Here is a 16897-nt window from a genome sequence, read left to right on the forward strand (position 1 = left end):
CTCCTCGTGGTCCGTGCGGCGGGGGGGGTGCCGCGGTGTGTGTCGCCGCGGGTGCGGTGCTGCGACCGGATGGGGACCGGTGCCTTCCCGCGCCTGCTTCGACTGCCCCGGCGGTCAGCGTGCGGTCATCAGCAGCAGGTCATGGGCGTGCGGGTGGTCATCAGCGAGCGGTCGAGTCCTGGAACCACACCAGCGACGCCGTCGGTTCGGCCGTCGTCGGACGCAATCCGAGCGTCTGGGAGGAAGCCGCCAGCACCGTCGCGTCGCTGCGCAACGCCTGCTGCTGCCGGAAGTCCAGCGCCGGTCCGGCGATACCGTCACCAGCGCCGAGCCGCAGGGAGGACAGGGCGTCCGCGACGGCGGACGGATCGTCACTGCGCGCGGACCCCACGGCCCGGACGAGCGCGACGACCGCGTCGTGGCTGCGGGAGTCAGCGGCCCAGGCGACGGCGGAGAAGGGCTGGTCGGCTGTGAGGTTCTGCGCCGCCGCATCGTCGGCGAGGACGCGGACACCGTTGAGGAACGCCGACATCGCGCGTCCCTGCTCATCCGACGTGAGGGCGCGCGCATCGTCCGTCGCCACCCCCGCCGACACGAACGTGCCCGACAGGCTGCCGTCGGCGTCGGCCAGGGCCGTGCCGAATGCGGGGCTGGTCGCCTGCGGGGTGAGGACCACCGGGACGGTGACGTCTGCGGACTGCAAGGCGGCGACGAACGCCCCCTGTCGTGCGGCCGGCCCGCTCACGACGACCGCGTCGGAGTCGACGGGAGCCTGCTCGTCCGCTTCCTCGTCGCCGGCTGCGGGGGTGGCGGTGGATGCGCCCGTGACGGCGCCGGTCCGCTCCGCGACGGTTGCCGCGAGGGCAGTGTCGTCGGCGACGTCGTCCGCGGTCAGCACGTGCGCGACATCGAGACCGGACGGAGCGCCACCACCGAGGTCGACCAGGAGCGGTGACTCCGCACCCCGGAGCGCCTGCTCCATCGCCGCGCTGACCGATGCGGCGGAGGGGGCGGTGGACCACGAGTCACTGCCACTCGACGCGTACGGGAGGACCACCGGGACGCCGGCGTCGGCCGCGGCCTCGAGCGCGCCGGAGACGTGTGCTCCGGACGAGGCGACCACGATGCCCGCGACACCGCTGTCGACGAGGGCCTGGACGGCTCGCTCCCCGCCGCCGGCGCTGCCGCCGTCGTTCCGGGTGACCAGTTCGACGTCGACGCCACCGAGCGCCAGTCGACGTTCGGCGACGAGGGCCCCCTGTGCCGCTTCGTCCCACTCGGACCCTTCGCCGTCACCGAGGGTGACCACGACTCCGATCTTGGTCCCGTCCGGCACGTGCGCGACGCGGAGCGGGACGGGCACGGTCGCCGGGACCGCCTCGGCGGCCGGTGTGTTCCGGTCGACGACGAACACGACGGCGGCGAGGACGACGGCGATGACGAGCACCGCGACGGCAACGATGACGAGCGGCTGACGCGGGCCGCGGGTGCTCTGGACCTCGTCGACGGCCTGGTGCGTCATCGTGCGTCCCCGATGGTGAAGGTGTACAGCGTCGTCGAGGTCGCACCCTCCGGCACGTCCATCCGGAACGCCGGCAGGGTCGTGGCGGCGTCGAGCGAGGCGCGGAACTGCTCCTGCTGCAACAAGATGCCCGACACGTCCTCGGCGCGGACGTTCGCGTACCCGGCGGCGTTCTGGGACGCGAGGGCGAGCTGGTAGTCCGCGGAATCGGACTTCGCCGCACTCGTGGCCATCGCGCCGAGGATGCCGGAACCGTTGACCTTGCGGTCGCCGAGGTCGAGCATCACGCGGTTGAGGTCACCGGTCAGGAGGGTGCGCGCACCTTCGATGTCACGGGTCGACGCGGTGGTGCTCGCGTTGATGCGCTCGAGGCTCTGCCTCGTCTGCTCGTCGACCGCGCTCGCGAGGGCCGCGTTCTCCTGCTCGAGCTTGCCCTTCTGCTCGTCGATCGTGCCCTTGGCACCGGAGGTGACGTCGGTCGAGGTCGAGCGGAGGCCGGCGATGGACTGGTCGAACGCCTCGATCACCGCGGTGTTGCTCGTCTCCGCCTGCTCCGAGACGTCGCGGACCTGCTGGTCGATGAGGTCGTCGACCTTCTTTTTTGTCTCTTCGTTGGCATCGGCGAAGCGCTCCTCAACCTTCTCCGCCAGCGCATCCTTCTGCGTTACGACCGCTCCGAGGCCGGTCGCCACCTTTTGGTCGGACTCGACGAGACTATTGACGAGCCGTCGAAGTTCATGCAGCGAGTCCTGCACACCTCCGTCGCCCTCCTCGGTGGCCGTCCTGACGGCATCCATTGCCGTCCTGACCTGGTCAATGCTCGTCTCCAGGTCTCCGAGCGTGGCGCCGATTGCGGACTTCGTGTCATCGACGTTCGTGGCGCTCACGATGGCGTCCCATGCGTCGTGCTGGTCATCGAGCCGGACGTCCATCGGCTTGGAGAACGGGAACGGCGGGTCGAGCGGCTCCTCGACCGTCTGGTCGTCACCGTCCTCGCACGGCGTCGCCGTCAGGTAGGAGCGCAGGTCATTTGCTTGGTTCTCGGTGAGCCCCGAGGTCGTTGGCAACAGCGGTATCCCGCTCGCGTCGCGTCCGATGAGGCGGCAGATCTGTTCCGCAAGTGCAGCGTTCTGCGCCTGCATCGACGGTCCGGACGGGTCCTCTATCTCGCCGAGCGCCGTCCGCGCACCCTCCGCCTGGTCGTGCACCGCGCGGAGCTGACCCCGGACGGCGTCGATCTTTCCGGGCATCTGCTCCACGCTTGCTCGCAGCACCTCGAGGGCCTTCCGAGTCTCGCCGGAGTCGGACGTCGACCCGAACGTGAGCTGTGCCAGCTCTTCGTCGATGCCACTGACTGCGGCACTGACCTTGCCGTAGTCGGCCAGGGCGTCCTCCGCGAACTGCGTCTTCCTGAGACTGTCCGCGAGGTCCTTGCCGGTGGCGACGAGCCTGGTCAACGCCTGCATGATCGTCGTCGAGGACGCGAACAGCGCACACGTGAGGGAGGAGCGGGCGGCCTCGGCCGCGCACTTCTCCGCCGTCGGATCGCTCGGCCCGACCGACGATGCGAGCTGCGCGCTGACCTGCTGCTTGCAGGCTTCACTCGCCTCGGCGTACCCGGCGAGCTGCGCGGACACCCGCAGGAGGTTGCCGTACACGCTGGCACCACCGGTGGCCGGCTGCGGTTCGGCAGCGCAGCCGTTCCCGTCGATGGCCGGCGTCGGCACGGTGGCCGACGTGTCGCCGAGCAGCGCGTCGAGGCTGCCGGTGGTCTCCTGCAACTGCTGGAGGACCGTGGACCGGGTCCCGCTCACCGTCGCGCCGAGGTCGGTCTGCAGGGACCCGAGCTGTCCCGACAGGGACTGCATGGTGCTCGCCAGCGAGGTGCTGCTGTCCTCGAGCCGCTCCGCCGTTCGGACACCGAGCGTGGCCGAGGTCGTCTCGAGGTTCGAGCGGACCTCGGTGATCGTGCCGCCCGCGCGGGCGAGGACCTCGTTGACCTGCGAGATGAGGTCGATCGTCCGCCGCTGCAGCGCGAGCTCGGAGTCCTTCTCGGACCCGAACGCGGCGTTCATGACCCCGGTGGAGGACAGGTCCGTCGAGACCCCCGGCTGCGCGGCCATGTCGAAGGAGGGTGCGGCGAAGTCCTCGACATCCGCGACGAGGTGGAGCGTGCTGCTCGCACCAGAGGTCGGCGGAGCCAGCAGACGGCCCCACTGCACGACGGCGTCGCCGTCCCCGTTCGCGCTGACGACGCCGTCGGTCGCCGTGCCCGCGTCCGCGGTGTCGGTGACGACGCGGTTCGGCGCGGTCCCCGACAGGACCGTCGACGCCGCGATGCTGAACGGCGCACCCACCAGCGCCGGGGTCGTCCGGGAGGCTCCCGCCACGTCGTAGGTGAGGTTGCGCGAGCGGACGGTCAGGTTCTCGACGGTCAGGTCGATCTCGACCCGACCGGAGTAGCCCGCCAGGTCCGCGAGGTCGGTGCCGCTCTTCTTCGCCGTCGTGTACTGCGTCGTCACGCGCAACGGCAGGTCGGAAGCAGCTTTGGCAGCCTCGTGCTCCGTGACTTCGGACGACGAATCGTCGGCACCGACGGAGATGGCGGTGTCGGAGATCGTGGTGATCGATCCGTCCGCCGCCAAGCGCGTGTCGACGGTCTGCAGGACGCGGGACGGGTTCTCCACCGCGCGATCCGTGGACGTGCACCCCGCCAGGACCACCGCAGCAGCGCCCGCCATCGCGACAACGGCGAGCGCGCGGCCGTTCTTCGTTCGTACCCCTGGATGCTGCATGCGCAACGACATTGGCGATCGTCCCCCTCAAGAACCGACAAGCGACTCGATCCTAACGGGGCTGCAGCGTCCAGGGACGACTGTCCACAGGCCCACGAGTCCCCCGTTCGGGCGACACGATCAGCGGTGACGACCCGCAGGCCGTCGGGCGAGCGGTGAAGCGATCACCGAGACCAGGACTACGCCGATCGCGAGAACGTCAGCACCAGCGCGCCGAGCTCGCTCTGGAGAGGCCAGGAGTCTGCGACCATCCGTCCGGCCTCCCGCACGATCGACCGGGACACTGGACTCCCCTGTTCCTGCGCCAGAGCACGGGCGAGGACCGACCGCACTGCAAGGATCTGCTCGGCGGAAGCAGCGTCCCCATCTCCGCGCTGATCCAGGGCGTCGACCAGGTCACGCAATCCCATGTCGTTCCCTCCGGTCGTACCCACGCGGGTCACGGGGCGCAGACTCAAGAGCGACGGTATCCGAGGAGTTCCGGAGAGGCACCGAACACCCCCAGCAGACCTCGCATCTTCAGGGATCCGTCGCCGGCCTCGAGATCGTACTTCTCCCCGATCTCGAAGCCAGATGCGATGTCGTCGCTGTTGTCCGCGGTGACACCCTCGCGCAGCACGAACCTCCCACATTCGCCCGACTCGATGACCACCTGCGGAACCGATGCTCCGACGCCTCCTGCCGAGCGCGTGGACCCGCTACTTGCCTCAGCCGAAGAGATGACACATGACAGCTGGACATGATGTGCATCGTCGTACGACTGGAGTACCGCGGGTCCCGCGAGGAAGAACGCACTCACGAAGACGATCACGAAGGCCCACAGTGTGAACAACACCCAGGCCTTGGTCTTCGACATCTTCCACTTCGCGGCAGTCACCGATACGTCTCCTGGGAGCGCGATGTGATCAACAGCTGCAGGCCCCTGTCACGGTTCCTCCGAGAAACCGAAGACGACCACCTTCTCGCGCACACGAACGAGGGCCTCCCGATGTCGGAATGACGCTTCGCCGATCTCGAACCGACTCGAGCCTCCTGCTTCGAGCCTCGCGGCGATCGCGTCCTTGTTGTCGGCTGTCATCCCTCGCCGGAGGACGAGCGGACCACATTCCTTCGTTATGATCGTGACCTGGTCGAACGACGATCCGATTCCCGTGCCGGAAGCGCTCGACCCGATGTCTCCTTCGGCACCCGTCACGGTGCACGTAACGGAGATCACGTGCGTGCGGTCGCAGGCCTTCCACGCCATGAACCTCCGAGGACCAGCGCGGCGATGAGCATCATCGCGCTCAACATCAAGATCACCAGCACGTTCCCGCGGCGCCTTTCTGCTCCCACGTTGCTCCTCGTCGATGGACCCCGCAAGTAGTGGGTCGCCCTGTCGACTTCTGCTGTGAGAGCGCTGTGGCGCTTTCAGGCAAGCCTCACCCGTCGATTCCGGCTTGCACATCGAAGACATTAGGGGCGACACCGACGGCCTGGAAGATCCCCTTGAGACGTGCGGAGCCCTCACCAATCTCGACGTCGTAGCGCTCACCGCGCACGACCTCGTCTGCCTTCTTCTCGGCTGCCTCGGTGGTCAAGCCTCCGCTCATCACGAGCGTGCCACAGTCGGGCGAACGGTACTCAACCTGATTGGAGGATGTACCGACTCCCTTCAATGATCGACTCGAAGCGGAACCGGCGTAGGCCGCCGTCATTTTGCAACTGATCGTCGTTCTGTGCGCGCTGTCGAAATTCTTGAGCATCGTGGGGCCGATCAAGAAAACAAAGAGCACGAGCGCGAAGAGTCCCAACACCAGCAGAGAAATTACCCACTTGACCGGGGTCGACAAGTGCCGACCACCCCTCATCGGTTGCCCGAAGGTATCCATAACTGCTCCTTACTTTCTTTCACCTGTTCAGCGATTGGGCCCTTCCGCCCCCTGCATCACGCCGCCCAGGAAAGAGTTCCTGAGTTGTTCGATCGAGGGACCGTCGCCCGGATCTGCAGGCTTCGTCACCTCATTGACCACGCTCGCCGCGCCGTTGACGACATGATCCGTGGCCGTTTCCAGCGCCTTGCCCATACCTGGCAGTGCAGAAAGCCCAGGAGCCCTCGCCGCAAGCGGCGCGAGAGTACTCGATGCACCGCTGGCCACCATACCCAGCTTGAAGCCGTCGGCCGTGGTGTCCCAGAATTCGGCGGCCGATTTGCCGTGCTTGTCACCATCCGCGAGATAGGAAAGCCCGTTCGACGTCGCACCCTGAGCACCTGCGGCCAGTGCTGAACGCCCTGCCTCCCCCGCCGTCGCAGTTGCAACCTGTCGGAGGAGTGGGCTGCCGATACGCGAGACGGCCGGCGCGGCGAATGCTTCCACCGCTGGTGCCGCCTTGGTGAGCAGATTCGCTGCCCCACCGCCGACGAGACCGGTCACGCCGCCGATGGCGGTGTCGATGCCGACTTTGCCCCAATCAACCTTGCCGTCCTCCGACTTTTGCTGCAAGACCGACAGTCCTCCGCTCATAGTCGCTCCAGCTCCGACCATCGCCAACACAGTCAGCGGACCGACCGGCGTGAAGAGCGACGCCACAGCCAAGACGACGCCGAGTCCCACCGCCACCTTCCCGATGACATCAGCGTTGTCGTCGAGGATCTGCTTTGCTCGTCCGAGCACGCCCTGGTGCGCATCCCGGTACGCCTGCAGGTCCTTGTCCGTAGCCGGCCGCAGCCCCAGCGGGTCGACCTCGTGCAGCGGGTCGTTCCCCGCGTACGAGTAGGGGTTCCCCGACCACCCAGCTCCGACGACCGGAGCGAGCGGGTCCGTCGACAGGAAGCCCTTCGCCACGGGGTCGTACACCCGGGCCCCGAGCCACTCCATTCCGGCGATGCTCAAGCTGCCGCCCGGGGTCAGCCCGACGCCGGACGGCAGGGCCGCTCCGCCGCCGATCCCGTTCGTCGATGCGAGGAGCACCCAGGGGTCGGTCGCATCGGTCGCACGCGCCCCGCGCCAGGTCGATGCCGTCCAGTTCCCGTCGATGGCCACGATCCCGCCTGGAGCCTCCAGGACAGGCGTCGCGCCGACGGAGGCCAGGACCGGGACACCCGCAGCGGTGTCCCACCAGGTGTCCGATCCTCCGACTTCCGCGACCTCGCCCAGGGCGTCGGTCCACACCTCGAGTCGGCCGGTCTCGTCGTACGTCGCGTCCCGTTCGACGACGCCGGCCAGGAACCCGAGGTCCGACCATGCGTACTCGGTGGTCGAACCGTCCGGAGCAGTCCGTCGGACGCGCCGACCGAGTCCGTCGTGCACGTACTCGGTCCGCGCACCGTCGGCACCGGTGGTGGCGACGAGTTGCCCGGCAGCGTCGTACTCGTGCCGGAGTTCCGCACCGTCGACGGTCTCGGCGACGAGGCGTCCGGCCGCGTCGTACCGCCAGGTCCGACCACGGCCGCTGTCGTCGAGTGCGCTGACGAGCTGCGCCGAGGCGTCGTGGACGTAGGTCCGGTGACCGTCCGCACCGGTGATCGCCGCGATGCGGTCGTCCTCGTCGTGGTCGATGCGGGTCGTCGTACCGCCTTCCGGCGTGGTCACGGTGTGTTCGACGAGCGACCCGCGCTCGTACGACCACGACTGGACGACGTCACCGGTCGAGGCCTGGACGATGCGGCCGAGTGCGTCCAGGGTGAAGGCGGCGGGCGTGAGCCCTTCCCGTTCGACGCCGACGACGCGGCCAGCGGCGTCCCTGCGCCATGTCGTGCGGTTGCCGTCCGGGTCCGTCCGCGCAGCACGACGGCCGTCGACGTCGTACTCCCACGACATCGCCCGCCCACCACGGCTCCGCCGGATGAGCAGACCCCGCCGGTCGAAGCACAACTCGTGCTCGATGTCCCGTCCGGGGCCACGCGTGTGGTCGGTGACGACGACCGCCCGGCGAGCCCTGTCGTGCGTGGTCTCCGCCACGAGGGCGCCGTCCACCGAGAGCCGCTGCTCACGTCCTGCAGCGTCGTACGCCCACTCGACCACCCCGCCGTCGGGGTCCGTCTGCTGGACGCGGCGGCCGGCGGCGTCGAGTCGTGCGGTGGTCGTCCTGCTGAGCGGATCCGTGATGGCAGTCAGCCGTCCGGCGCCGTCGTAGGTGTACCGGGTGATGCCGCCCACCGGGTCAGTCGCGCTGGTCAGGCGCCCGTCGACGTCGTACGTGTAGGCGGTCACTCCACCGACGCCGTTCTCGGCCTCGGTGAGCTGACCCGCGGCGTCGTAGCGGAACCGACGTCGACCGTGACGTGCGTCGTGGACGGAGACGAGCCTCCCGGCCGCGTCCCAGCGGTAGCGAGCCGTTCCTTCTCCGGGTGCGGTCCGCGCGACGACGCGCCCGACGACGTCGTACTCGATGCGCTCGACGTCCCCCGTCGGCAGGGTCCGCGCGACGACCCGTGAGTCTGCGTCGTAGGTGATCGTCGTCCGGGCCCCGAGCTGGTCGGTGGCGGCCGAAGGTCGGCCACAGGCGTCGTACTCGAAGGTCGTCCGCCCGCCGCTCGGCGACACGATGGCGCTGATACGACCACTCATGTCGCGCTCGATGCGGGTGAGGCCACCCTCACCGTCCACGAGCTCGACCGGTCGGCCACACGCGTCGTACGTGACGAGTTCGGAACCGGTCTCATCGGACCTCACCTCGACGGGGCGTCCGAACTCGTCGGACCGGACCGTGGTCGTCGCGAACGCGTCCGACAACGTGGAGATACCGGTGGCCGGGTCATCCGAGAACTCCGTGCGGACACCGGTGGGGTCGGTCACGGCGCGCAGGTCGCCGTTGACCCCGTACTCCCGGCGCCACACTGCGCCGGTGGGATCGACGACGGACTGGAGGCGCGACAAGGCGTCGTGCGCGAAGGTCCAGGATGCACCGCTCGGCAGGGTGACCTGCAGCGGGTTGGCCTGGTCGTCGTACGTCCGACGAGTGGTCCGTCCGAGCGCGTCGGTCGTGGAGGCGAGTTCGCCGTCCGAGCCGTAGGCGAGGACGGTCCGCGCACCGATCGGGTCGGTGACGGCGCTGACGCGCCCACCCGCGGTGTACTCGACCGTCCACGTCGCGCCGTCGGGGTCTCGGCGAGCGACGACCTGACCGGCGGCACCGTAGCGGTACTCCGTGCGGGCGCCGGTGGGGCTGATGGTCGCGACGGCGTGACCGGCGGTGTCCCGCTCGATCCGTGCGATGTGCCCGGCTGCGTTCGTCACGGCGACCAGCTCAGCCGACGCGTCGTGGTCGAGGCTGAGCGTGACACCGGCGGGGTCGACGACCCGCACGAGCAGGCCGCGCTCCCAGGTGAGTTCGGTCCGGCCTCCCATCGGGTCGGTGATGACCGACGGGTCACGCTCGTCACCCTCGTACTCGTACGTGACGACGCTGCCGCTCTCCGTGACCACGGTCGTGACGCGGTCGGCGTCGTCGTAGCCGTACGTGAGGTCACCACCGGTCGGCGTGACCGTCCTCGTGCGCCGACCCCGTGCGTCGTAGGCGTGCACGGTGACCGAGCCGTCGCGTTCCGTCGCCGACACGAGGTTGCCGTGCGGGTCGTAGTTCATCGACTGTCGACGGTCATCCGAGTCGATGACCCCGACGAGTCGGCCCTTCGGGTCCGCGATCCAGGCGTTCGATCGCGTTCCGTCCTGATCGGAGACCACGGTCACGCGGCCGGGCAGGTAGGCGAACCGGACCCGACGGCCGTGGGGGCTGGTCTGCTCGACGACACGACGCTGCCCGTCGTACACATTGTCGACCTCGAGCACGCCGTCGGCACTCGTGACCGTCACGATGAGGTCGTCGTCGTCCCAACCGTACGTCCTGGTCCCGAGTGGGGTCGTGGCCGAGACCAGGCGCCCGCGGTCGTCGTACTCGTACTCCACCCGGCGTCCGTCGGAGGCCTGCAGGACGGCGACACGGCCGTCGACGTACTCGACGTCCACGGAGCGACCGCGTTCGTGCCGGAGACGCACGACCGCGTCGACAGCGTCGCGTTCCACAGACACGGCGGTACCGGGTCCGTCGCACTCGCCGACCCAGAGACCAGCCGGGGTGAAGTCGATGCGGCCACCCTCGTTGTCCCGCACGACCAGGAGCTCGCCCTCCGCCGCGAGCCACCGGTTCTCGCCGACACCGCGCGCCCAACCGCTGCCGGACCGGGGGAAGCGGACGAGCCGGCCGTCGGCGCCGACGAAGGACGCGCCCTCGTCATCGAGGAGCAGCCGGGTCTCGAGGACGGACGCCCACCCCGGACCGAACACCCCGACGCGCTGATCGAGGGAGTTGTACATGCGCGAGATCCGGAGGGACGCGGATGCGCCGTCGAAGGAGAGGTCGAGCTCCGGCTCGAGGAAGTTGCCGGTCGTCGTGTTGATCGGGTCCATCGAGTAGCCGGTCGTCGGCTGCGCGCCGTAGGCGGTGGGCGGGTCGATCTGCAGGTCGGTCCGGTTGGCCGACACGCCCGCAGACTGCAGGGCTGCGCCGAGCGCTGCGTCGGACACGGTCGAGACCGAGCCCTCACCCCCGGCGGCGGCGAAGGCGTCGGCGATGGTCTTCGCCCAGGCGACGTCTTGGTCGTTGGCTACGAGCCACCGATCGAAGCCGGTGACGAGCCCGTCGGCGGTGATCGTTCCCCACGAGCAGCGGGACGCGAAGTCGGACAGCTTGCCACGGAGCACTGCGGGCTTCCCGGACAGCTCGGTGTTCAACGTCGCGGAGCCCGTGGCGAAGGACCGGAGGTCTTCTGGCTTCGCCGACGACGTCCCGCCCCTTGCGCCGCCGCCGGAACCCGGCGAGGGCGTCTGCCTCGACTTCGGCTGCACGTCCGCAGAACCGAAGGCCGGCGCGGGCTTGTTCTCGATGTCCGGCGAGTTCCCGGTGCCGAACGTGTCGTCCCACCACTTCTCGAACCCGTTGCGGTCAGCCTGCTGCTCCTGCCACTCACGGGCCTGGCGACGGCGTTCGCGTTCTTCCGCGGCAGCCGTCTTCATCTGGTCGACCCAGCCGGCAACCGTGCGCATCATGTCGGAGATGGTCGTGCCGTCGCTCTTCGCGATGGTCGCGTTCTCGGTGAACAACTCCGAGAAGTGGCCGCGGAACTCATGCGAGGCCGTTGACACGTACGACTGACGACTCCCGCTCTGGCCGTCGATCGCACTCGCCGCGCTGCGCATGGCACTGGCGAGCGCGTCAGCAGTGGCGTCGTCGAACTCGATCGGATCGGTGTTGGCGTGCAGCTGTCCTGACACGGTTGTCGTCCCCCCGGAAGAAGTGGTGCTGGTCGTGATGGTCCGCGTCCAACGCGGGAACCCGGGCCGCCGAACTCGTCGACGGCCCGGGCGCTGTCATGCGGTGTTACGCGCCGCCACCCGCGGTGAAGATGTCCTGCGAGATCTTGTCGAGCTGCGTCCGGAGCTGCTCCAGCTCCGTCTTCGCCTTGTCCAACGCAGCCTTGGTCTCCGGCCACGTCGAACCACGGAAGTTCGACGCCAACGGGCCGTCCCACACGTTCGAGTCGGACAGGATGCGCCCCTGCGCATCGAGCTGCGAGATCTGGTCCGTGAACCCACCGTTCACGATGGACTGGATCTGACGGATGGCGGTCTTCGCCTGCTCGGTCGAAAGCACACGCGACATGGTGAACCCCTCTTCTCTTCGTACCTGCACCCCCGCGCAGAAGATCCCCCGGAGGCTCTGACGCGCACCACCATACCGATTCGTCCACCCGCTCGTACCCTCCTGTGGACGGCTGATCCGGCCTCCGACAACGGCTCGTTCACCGGCTGTCTCCACAGGCGCAACCTGGGCCGCTCCCGGTGCAGGGTGCTGGTGGCAGGATGTGGCCATGGACACCGAACCGCAGCTGGACGGCGACTCCGTCGCGAACGACCTCGACGACTTCGACGAGGTTGTGGAGATCGAGCACGAGTCGCTTCCCTCGGACCGGTACTTCGACCGTGAGCTCAGCTGGCTCCGCTTCAACCAGCGCGTGCTCGAACTGGGCGAGGACCGGACGCAGCCGCTGCTCGAGCGTGCGAACTTCCTCGCGATCTTCGCGTCGAACCTCGACGAGTTCTTCATGGTCCGCGTCGCCGGCCTGAAGCGCCGCATCGACACCGGCATCGCGGTCCCCACCAACGTCGGTCGCGCCCCGAGCGACGTCCTGCGCGACATCGCGATGAAGGCGCACGAGCTGCAGGAACGGCACGCCAACGCCTTCATCGGGTCGCTCAAGCCCGACCTCGACGCCGCCGGCATCCACGTCGAGCACTGGTCCGACCTGGGCGAGGACGACCGCCTGCGGATGCGTGAGTACTTCAGCGAGCAGATCTTCCCGGTGCTCATGCCGCTCGCGGTCGACCCGGCACACCCGTTCCCCTACATCTCCGGCCTCTCGCTCAACCTGGCGGTGCGGGTGCGCAACCCGAAGTCGCAGCGGCAGGAGTTCGCGCGCCTCAAGGTGCCGCAGAACTACCCGCGCTTCATCAAGCTCCCGGACGACAACTCGGGGCGGTTGCGCTTCATCCCCCTCGAAGACCTCATCGCGAACCACCTGCCGGACCTGTTCCCGGGAATGGAGGTCCTCGAGCACCACGTGTTCCGGATCACCCGCAACGAGGATGTCGAGATCGAGGAGGACGAGGCCGAGAACCTCATCCAGGCGCTCGAGCGCGAGCTGCTCCGCCGTCGCTTCGGCCCGCCGATCCGGCTCGAGATCACCGAGGACATGGACCCGGTGACGCTCGACCTCCTGGTGCGCGAGCTCGACATCACCGAGCAGGAGGTCTACCGCCTGCCGTCGCCGCTCGACCTCGGCGGGCTGTTCGAGATCGCCAAGATCGCCCGCCCGGATCTGCACTACCCGCGCCACGTCCCGACGACCCCGGTGCAGTTCCAGCCGGGCGAGCCGAACACGAAGCCCGACCTGTTCCGCGCGATCGCCAGCCGCGACGTCCTGGTCCACCACCCGTACGAGTCCTTCGCGACCAGCGTGCAGGCGTTCCTCGAGCAGGCCGCCGCCGACCCGAACGTCCTCGCGATCAAGCAGACGCTGTACCGCACGTCGGGCGACTCCCCCATCGTCGAGGCCCTGATCGACGCCGCAGCAGCCGGCAAGCAGGTCCTCGCCCTGGTGGAGATCAAGGCGCGCTTCGACGAGCAGAACAACATCACGTGGGCCCGGAAGCTCGAGAAGGCCGGCGTGCACGTCGTCTACGGCCTGGTCGGGCTGAAGACGCACTCCAAGCTGGTGCTCGTCATCCGCCAGGAGGGCGGCACGCTCAAGCACTACAGCCACATCGGCACGGGCAACTACAACCCGAAGACCTCGCGGATCTACGAGGACATGGGCCTGTTCACCGCGGACGACACCGTGGGCAAGGACCTCACCCGCCTGTTCAACGAGCTGTCCGGGTACGCGATCGAGAAGAAGTTCAAGCGACTGCTGGTCGCGCCGCTGCACCTGCGGAAGGGCCTCATCAAGCGCATCCAGACGGAGGCGCAGAACGCCCGCGACGGCAAGCCGTCGGGCATCCGCATCAAGGTCAACTCGATGGTCGACGAACAGATCATCGACGCGCTGTACCTGGCGAGCCAGGCCGGCGTCCCGGTCGATGTCTGGGTCCGTGGGATCTGCTCGCTGAAGCCCGGGCTCGAAGGGGTGAGCGAGACCATCCGTGTCCGGAGCATCGTCGGACGGTACCTGGAGCACTCCCGGGCCTTCGCCTTCCACAACGACGGTGACCCGGCGGTCTTCATCGGCAGCGCGGACATGATGCACCGCAACCTCGACCGTCGCGTCGAGGCCCTGGTGCGGCTCACGGCCCCGGCGCACATCAACGAGGTCCAGGAGATGTTCGACCTGGCGATGGCCGAGACCACCAGCTCCTGGCACCTGGAGTCGGACGGCGAGTGGACGCGCCACTCGACGGACGGGGACGGACGTCCGCTCGACGACGCCCAGAACGTGCAGATGCGGACGATCTCGGCCCGGAAGCGCTCGACCCGGTGAGTGGCGGTCAGGCAGGCCCGGTCGTCGCGGCCGGGGCCGTGGTGTGGCGTGAGCAGGACGGGGTCCCGTTCGTGCTCCTCATCCACCGGGAGCACCACAAGGACGTCTCGTTCCCGAAGGGCAAGGTCGATCCGGGCGAGAGCGTCCCCGAGGCCGCCGTACGTGAGATCGACGAGGAGACCGGGTACCGCGTGCACCTCGGTGCTCCCCTCGGTCGGGCCGAGTACGTCCTGCCCAGCGGACGCGACAAGGTCGTGCACTACTGGTCGGCGCGGGTGAGCCGGAAGGAGTTCGAGCGGGCGGGCGCCTTCCGTCCGAACGACGAGGTCGCCGCGGTCGAGTGGGTGTCGATCGACGACGCCCGCGCACGACTCACCTACGAGCGGGACGTGGCGATCCTCGACCGCTTCGCCGAGCGGGCGGCAGCGGGCGAGCACGACACCTTCGCCCTGATCGCGCTCCGGCACGCGAAGACGGTGCCCGGTTCGGACTGGGACGGGCCCGACGCGACCCGCCCACTCCTGCCGGTCGGCCGGGCGCAGGCGAAGTCCGTGGCGGCACCGGTCGCGGCGTTCGGTCCGAAGAAGATCGTCAGCAGCACAGCGGCGCGGTGCCTCGCGACCGTCGAACCGCTGTCCGCCAGGACGAAGCTCGGTGTCTCCGACACCCCCGACATCAGCCAGGACGCTCACGAGCGCGGGACCGCCGACGTGAAGGGCGTCATCCGGAAGCGCCTCGACAAGGCCAAGTCCGCGGTGCTGTGCTCGCACGGACCCGTGCTGCCGGACATCGTGGCCAGGATCGCGACCGACACCGCTGACGACGGCTCGCGGTTCGACCTCCGCCGTGCCGCGATGCTCTCGGTCGGGGACTTCGCCGTCATGCACATCGCTGGCCGCAAGCTCGTCGCGGTCGAGACGCACCGCAACACCGTCAGCGCCTGACACGCCGATCTCGCGGGCTGAACGGGTCGAGAGACCGGCAGGGTCGGCAGGGCGGCAAGGCCGGCAGGGCGGCAGGGCCGGTGAACCCGGCACGGCCGGCACGGCCGGCACTCTGCCGCTGCACGCGGACGGGAGCACCTCCGTCCGGTGACGGACCCGGAGTGTCCCCGCGACCTCCCGTCCGCAGGGCAGCGTGCCCCGATCCTGCCCGCGCCCGCCCCCGGTGTCCGTCGACCCGCACCGGATGAACCCCGCGTTCACCTTCCGTTCACCAGAGGGCGTCATCCCGGTCACCTCTCGTCCCTACAGTCACTCCCGGGTCAGCACCGGCCCGGGGACCACACAGCGGTCCCACTGCACTTACATTCCCGAAGGGACCCCTGTGAACATCAAGCGAATCGGCTCGGTCGCGGCAATCGCGATCGCCGGCGCCGTCGTGCTCTCCTCCTGCGCGGCGAACGAGGACACCGCGGGCAGCGACACCTCGTCGTCCGCCTCCTCCTCGGGTGTCGACTACTCGAACCTCTCCGGCACCCTCACCGGCTCGGGCTCCTCCGCGCAGCAGACCGCCGAGGCCACCTGGGCCGCCGGCTTCCAGGAGCAGGCCTCCGGCGTCACGGTGAACTACACGCCCGACGGCTCCGGTGCCGGGCGCGAGAACTTCATGTCCGGTGCCGCTGACTTCGCCGGCTCCGACGCCGCGCTGAAGGAAGAGGAGCTCTCCGGCGAGTTCAAGAACTGCGCCGCGGACTCCAAGGGCATCGACATCCCCGTCTACATCTCCCCGATCGCGATCGCCTACAAGGTCGACGGCGTCTCGGACCTGACCCTCGACGCGAAGAGCATCGCGGGCATCTTCTCCGGCAAGATCACCAAGTGGAACGACGACGAGATCGCCGCGCTCAACGACGGTGTGGACCTGCCGTCGTCGAACATCACCGTCGTGCACCGCTCGGACGACTCGGGCACCACGCAGAACTTCTCCGAGTACGTCGCGGCGAACGCCCCCGACGTGTGGACCGAGGAGCCGAGCCAGACCTTCCCGTTCCAGGTCGGCGACAGCGCGAAGGGCACCTCGGGTGTGGCCTCGGCCATGCAGGGCGCCTCGAACGCCATCACCTACATCGACGACTCCGGCGCCGGTGACCTCGACAAGGCGAAGCTGATGGTCGGCGACACGGCCACCGAGCTCTCCGCCGAGGGTGCCGCCCAGGTCGTGGCCGACTCCGACGTGGCCTCGGGCCGCGAGGAGAACGACCTCGCGATCGACATCGACCGCAAGGACACCGCTGAGGGCGCCTGGCCGCTCGTGCTCGTCTCCTACGCGATCGCGTGCCAGGAGTACGAGGACAAGGACAAGGCCGACCTCGTGAAGGCGTACCTCGGCTACGTCGTGTCCGAGGACGCGCAGAAGGCCGCGGCGACGGAGGCCAAGTCGGCCGCCCTGTCGTCCGAGCTGTCGGAGAAGGCCGCAGCAGCGGTCGAGTCCATCAAGTAAGTCCCGCTAGCGCCCGGACGCCGGTCCCACCCATCAGACCGGCGTCCGGGCTCTCGCCCGTCCCGACGCGAGCTGCCTCCGCGCCCGTCGTGACCCGCACGATCACCTCTCCCCCGAACCCCT

The 16897-nt window shown here is 69.0% G+C and carries 10 protein-coding genes; 3 read left to right on the top strand and 7 right to left on the bottom strand.

The features are described from left to right. Nucleotides 1-160 precede the first annotated feature (160 nt). From DEI83_RS00485 to DEI83_RS00520, 7 genes are all read right to left on the bottom strand, one after another. Nucleotides 161-1522, bottom strand: a complete 1362-nt coding sequence (locus DEI83_RS00485; RefSeq protein ID WP_111079874.1) for a hypothetical protein — start codon at nt 1520-1522, stop codon at nt 161-163. After that, nucleotides 1519-4209 carry a hypothetical protein gene (locus DEI83_RS00490; protein WP_111079875.1) on the bottom strand — a complete coding sequence of 897 codons (2691 nt, stop codon included), beginning with the start codon at nt 4207-4209 and terminating at the stop codon, nt 1519-1521. Before DEI83_RS00490 ends, DEI83_RS00485 begins: the two co-directional genes overlap by 4 nt. A gap of 562 nt (nt 4210-4771) precedes the next feature. Then, complete coding sequence (locus tag DEI83_RS00500; RefSeq protein ID WP_111079877.1) at nt 4772-5194, bottom strand: hypothetical protein; 423 nt, start codon at nt 5192-5194, stop codon at nt 4772-4774. Between the two features lie 48 nt (nt 5195-5242). Beyond that, nucleotides 5243-5563: a hypothetical protein gene (locus DEI83_RS16100; RefSeq protein ID WP_111079878.1), complete on the bottom strand. Its 321-nt coding sequence runs from the start codon at nt 5561-5563 to the stop codon at nt 5243-5245. A 175-nt stretch (nt 5564-5738) separates the two neighbouring features. After that, entirely contained in the window at nt 5739-6188 is a 450-nt protein-coding gene (locus DEI83_RS00510; RefSeq protein ID WP_111079879.1) for a hypothetical protein, read from the bottom strand. A gap of 27 nt (nt 6189-6215) precedes the next feature. After that, nucleotides 6216-11570: a DUF6531 domain-containing protein gene (locus tag DEI83_RS00515; protein ID WP_111079880.1), complete on the bottom strand. Its 5355-nt coding sequence runs from the start codon at nt 11568-11570 to the stop codon at nt 6216-6218. Nucleotides 11571-11676: 106 nt separating this feature from the next. Then, on the bottom strand, nt 11677-11958 hold the full coding sequence (locus DEI83_RS00520; RefSeq protein ID WP_110824133.1) for a pyrophosphorylase: 282 nt from the start codon (nt 11956-11958) through the stop codon (nt 11677-11679). 208 nt (nt 11959-12166) lie between these two features. Between DEI83_RS00520 and DEI83_RS00525 the strand changes: the two genes are divergently transcribed. The 3 genes from DEI83_RS00525 to DEI83_RS00535 all read left to right on the top strand — a co-directional run bounded on the left by DEI83_RS00525 (nt 12167) and on the right by DEI83_RS00535 (nt 16774). After that, nucleotides 12167-14332 (top strand): RNA degradosome polyphosphate kinase, encoded by a 2166-nt coding sequence (locus tag DEI83_RS00525; RefSeq protein WP_111079881.1) that lies wholly within the window; start codon nt 12167-12169, stop codon nt 14330-14332. Next, the gene (locus tag DEI83_RS00530) at nt 14329-15276 is read left to right on the top strand and encodes an NUDIX domain-containing protein (RefSeq protein WP_111079882.1); all 948 of its coding nucleotides are present in this window, start codon (nt 14329-14331) and stop codon (nt 15274-15276) included. Before DEI83_RS00525 ends, DEI83_RS00530 begins: the two co-directional genes overlap by 4 nt. Before the next feature lie 382 nt (nt 15277-15658). After that, nucleotides 15659-16774, top strand: a complete 1116-nt coding sequence (locus DEI83_RS00535) for a phosphate ABC transporter substrate-binding protein PstS (protein ID WP_111079883.1) — start codon at nt 15659-15661, stop codon at nt 16772-16774. The last annotated feature ends 123 nt before the right edge of the window (nt 16775-16897 follow it).

The sequence above is a fragment of the Curtobacterium sp. MCBD17_021 genome (assembly GCF_003234525.1).
Classification (GTDB): domain Bacteria; phylum Actinomycetota; class Actinomycetes; order Actinomycetales; family Microbacteriaceae; genus Curtobacterium.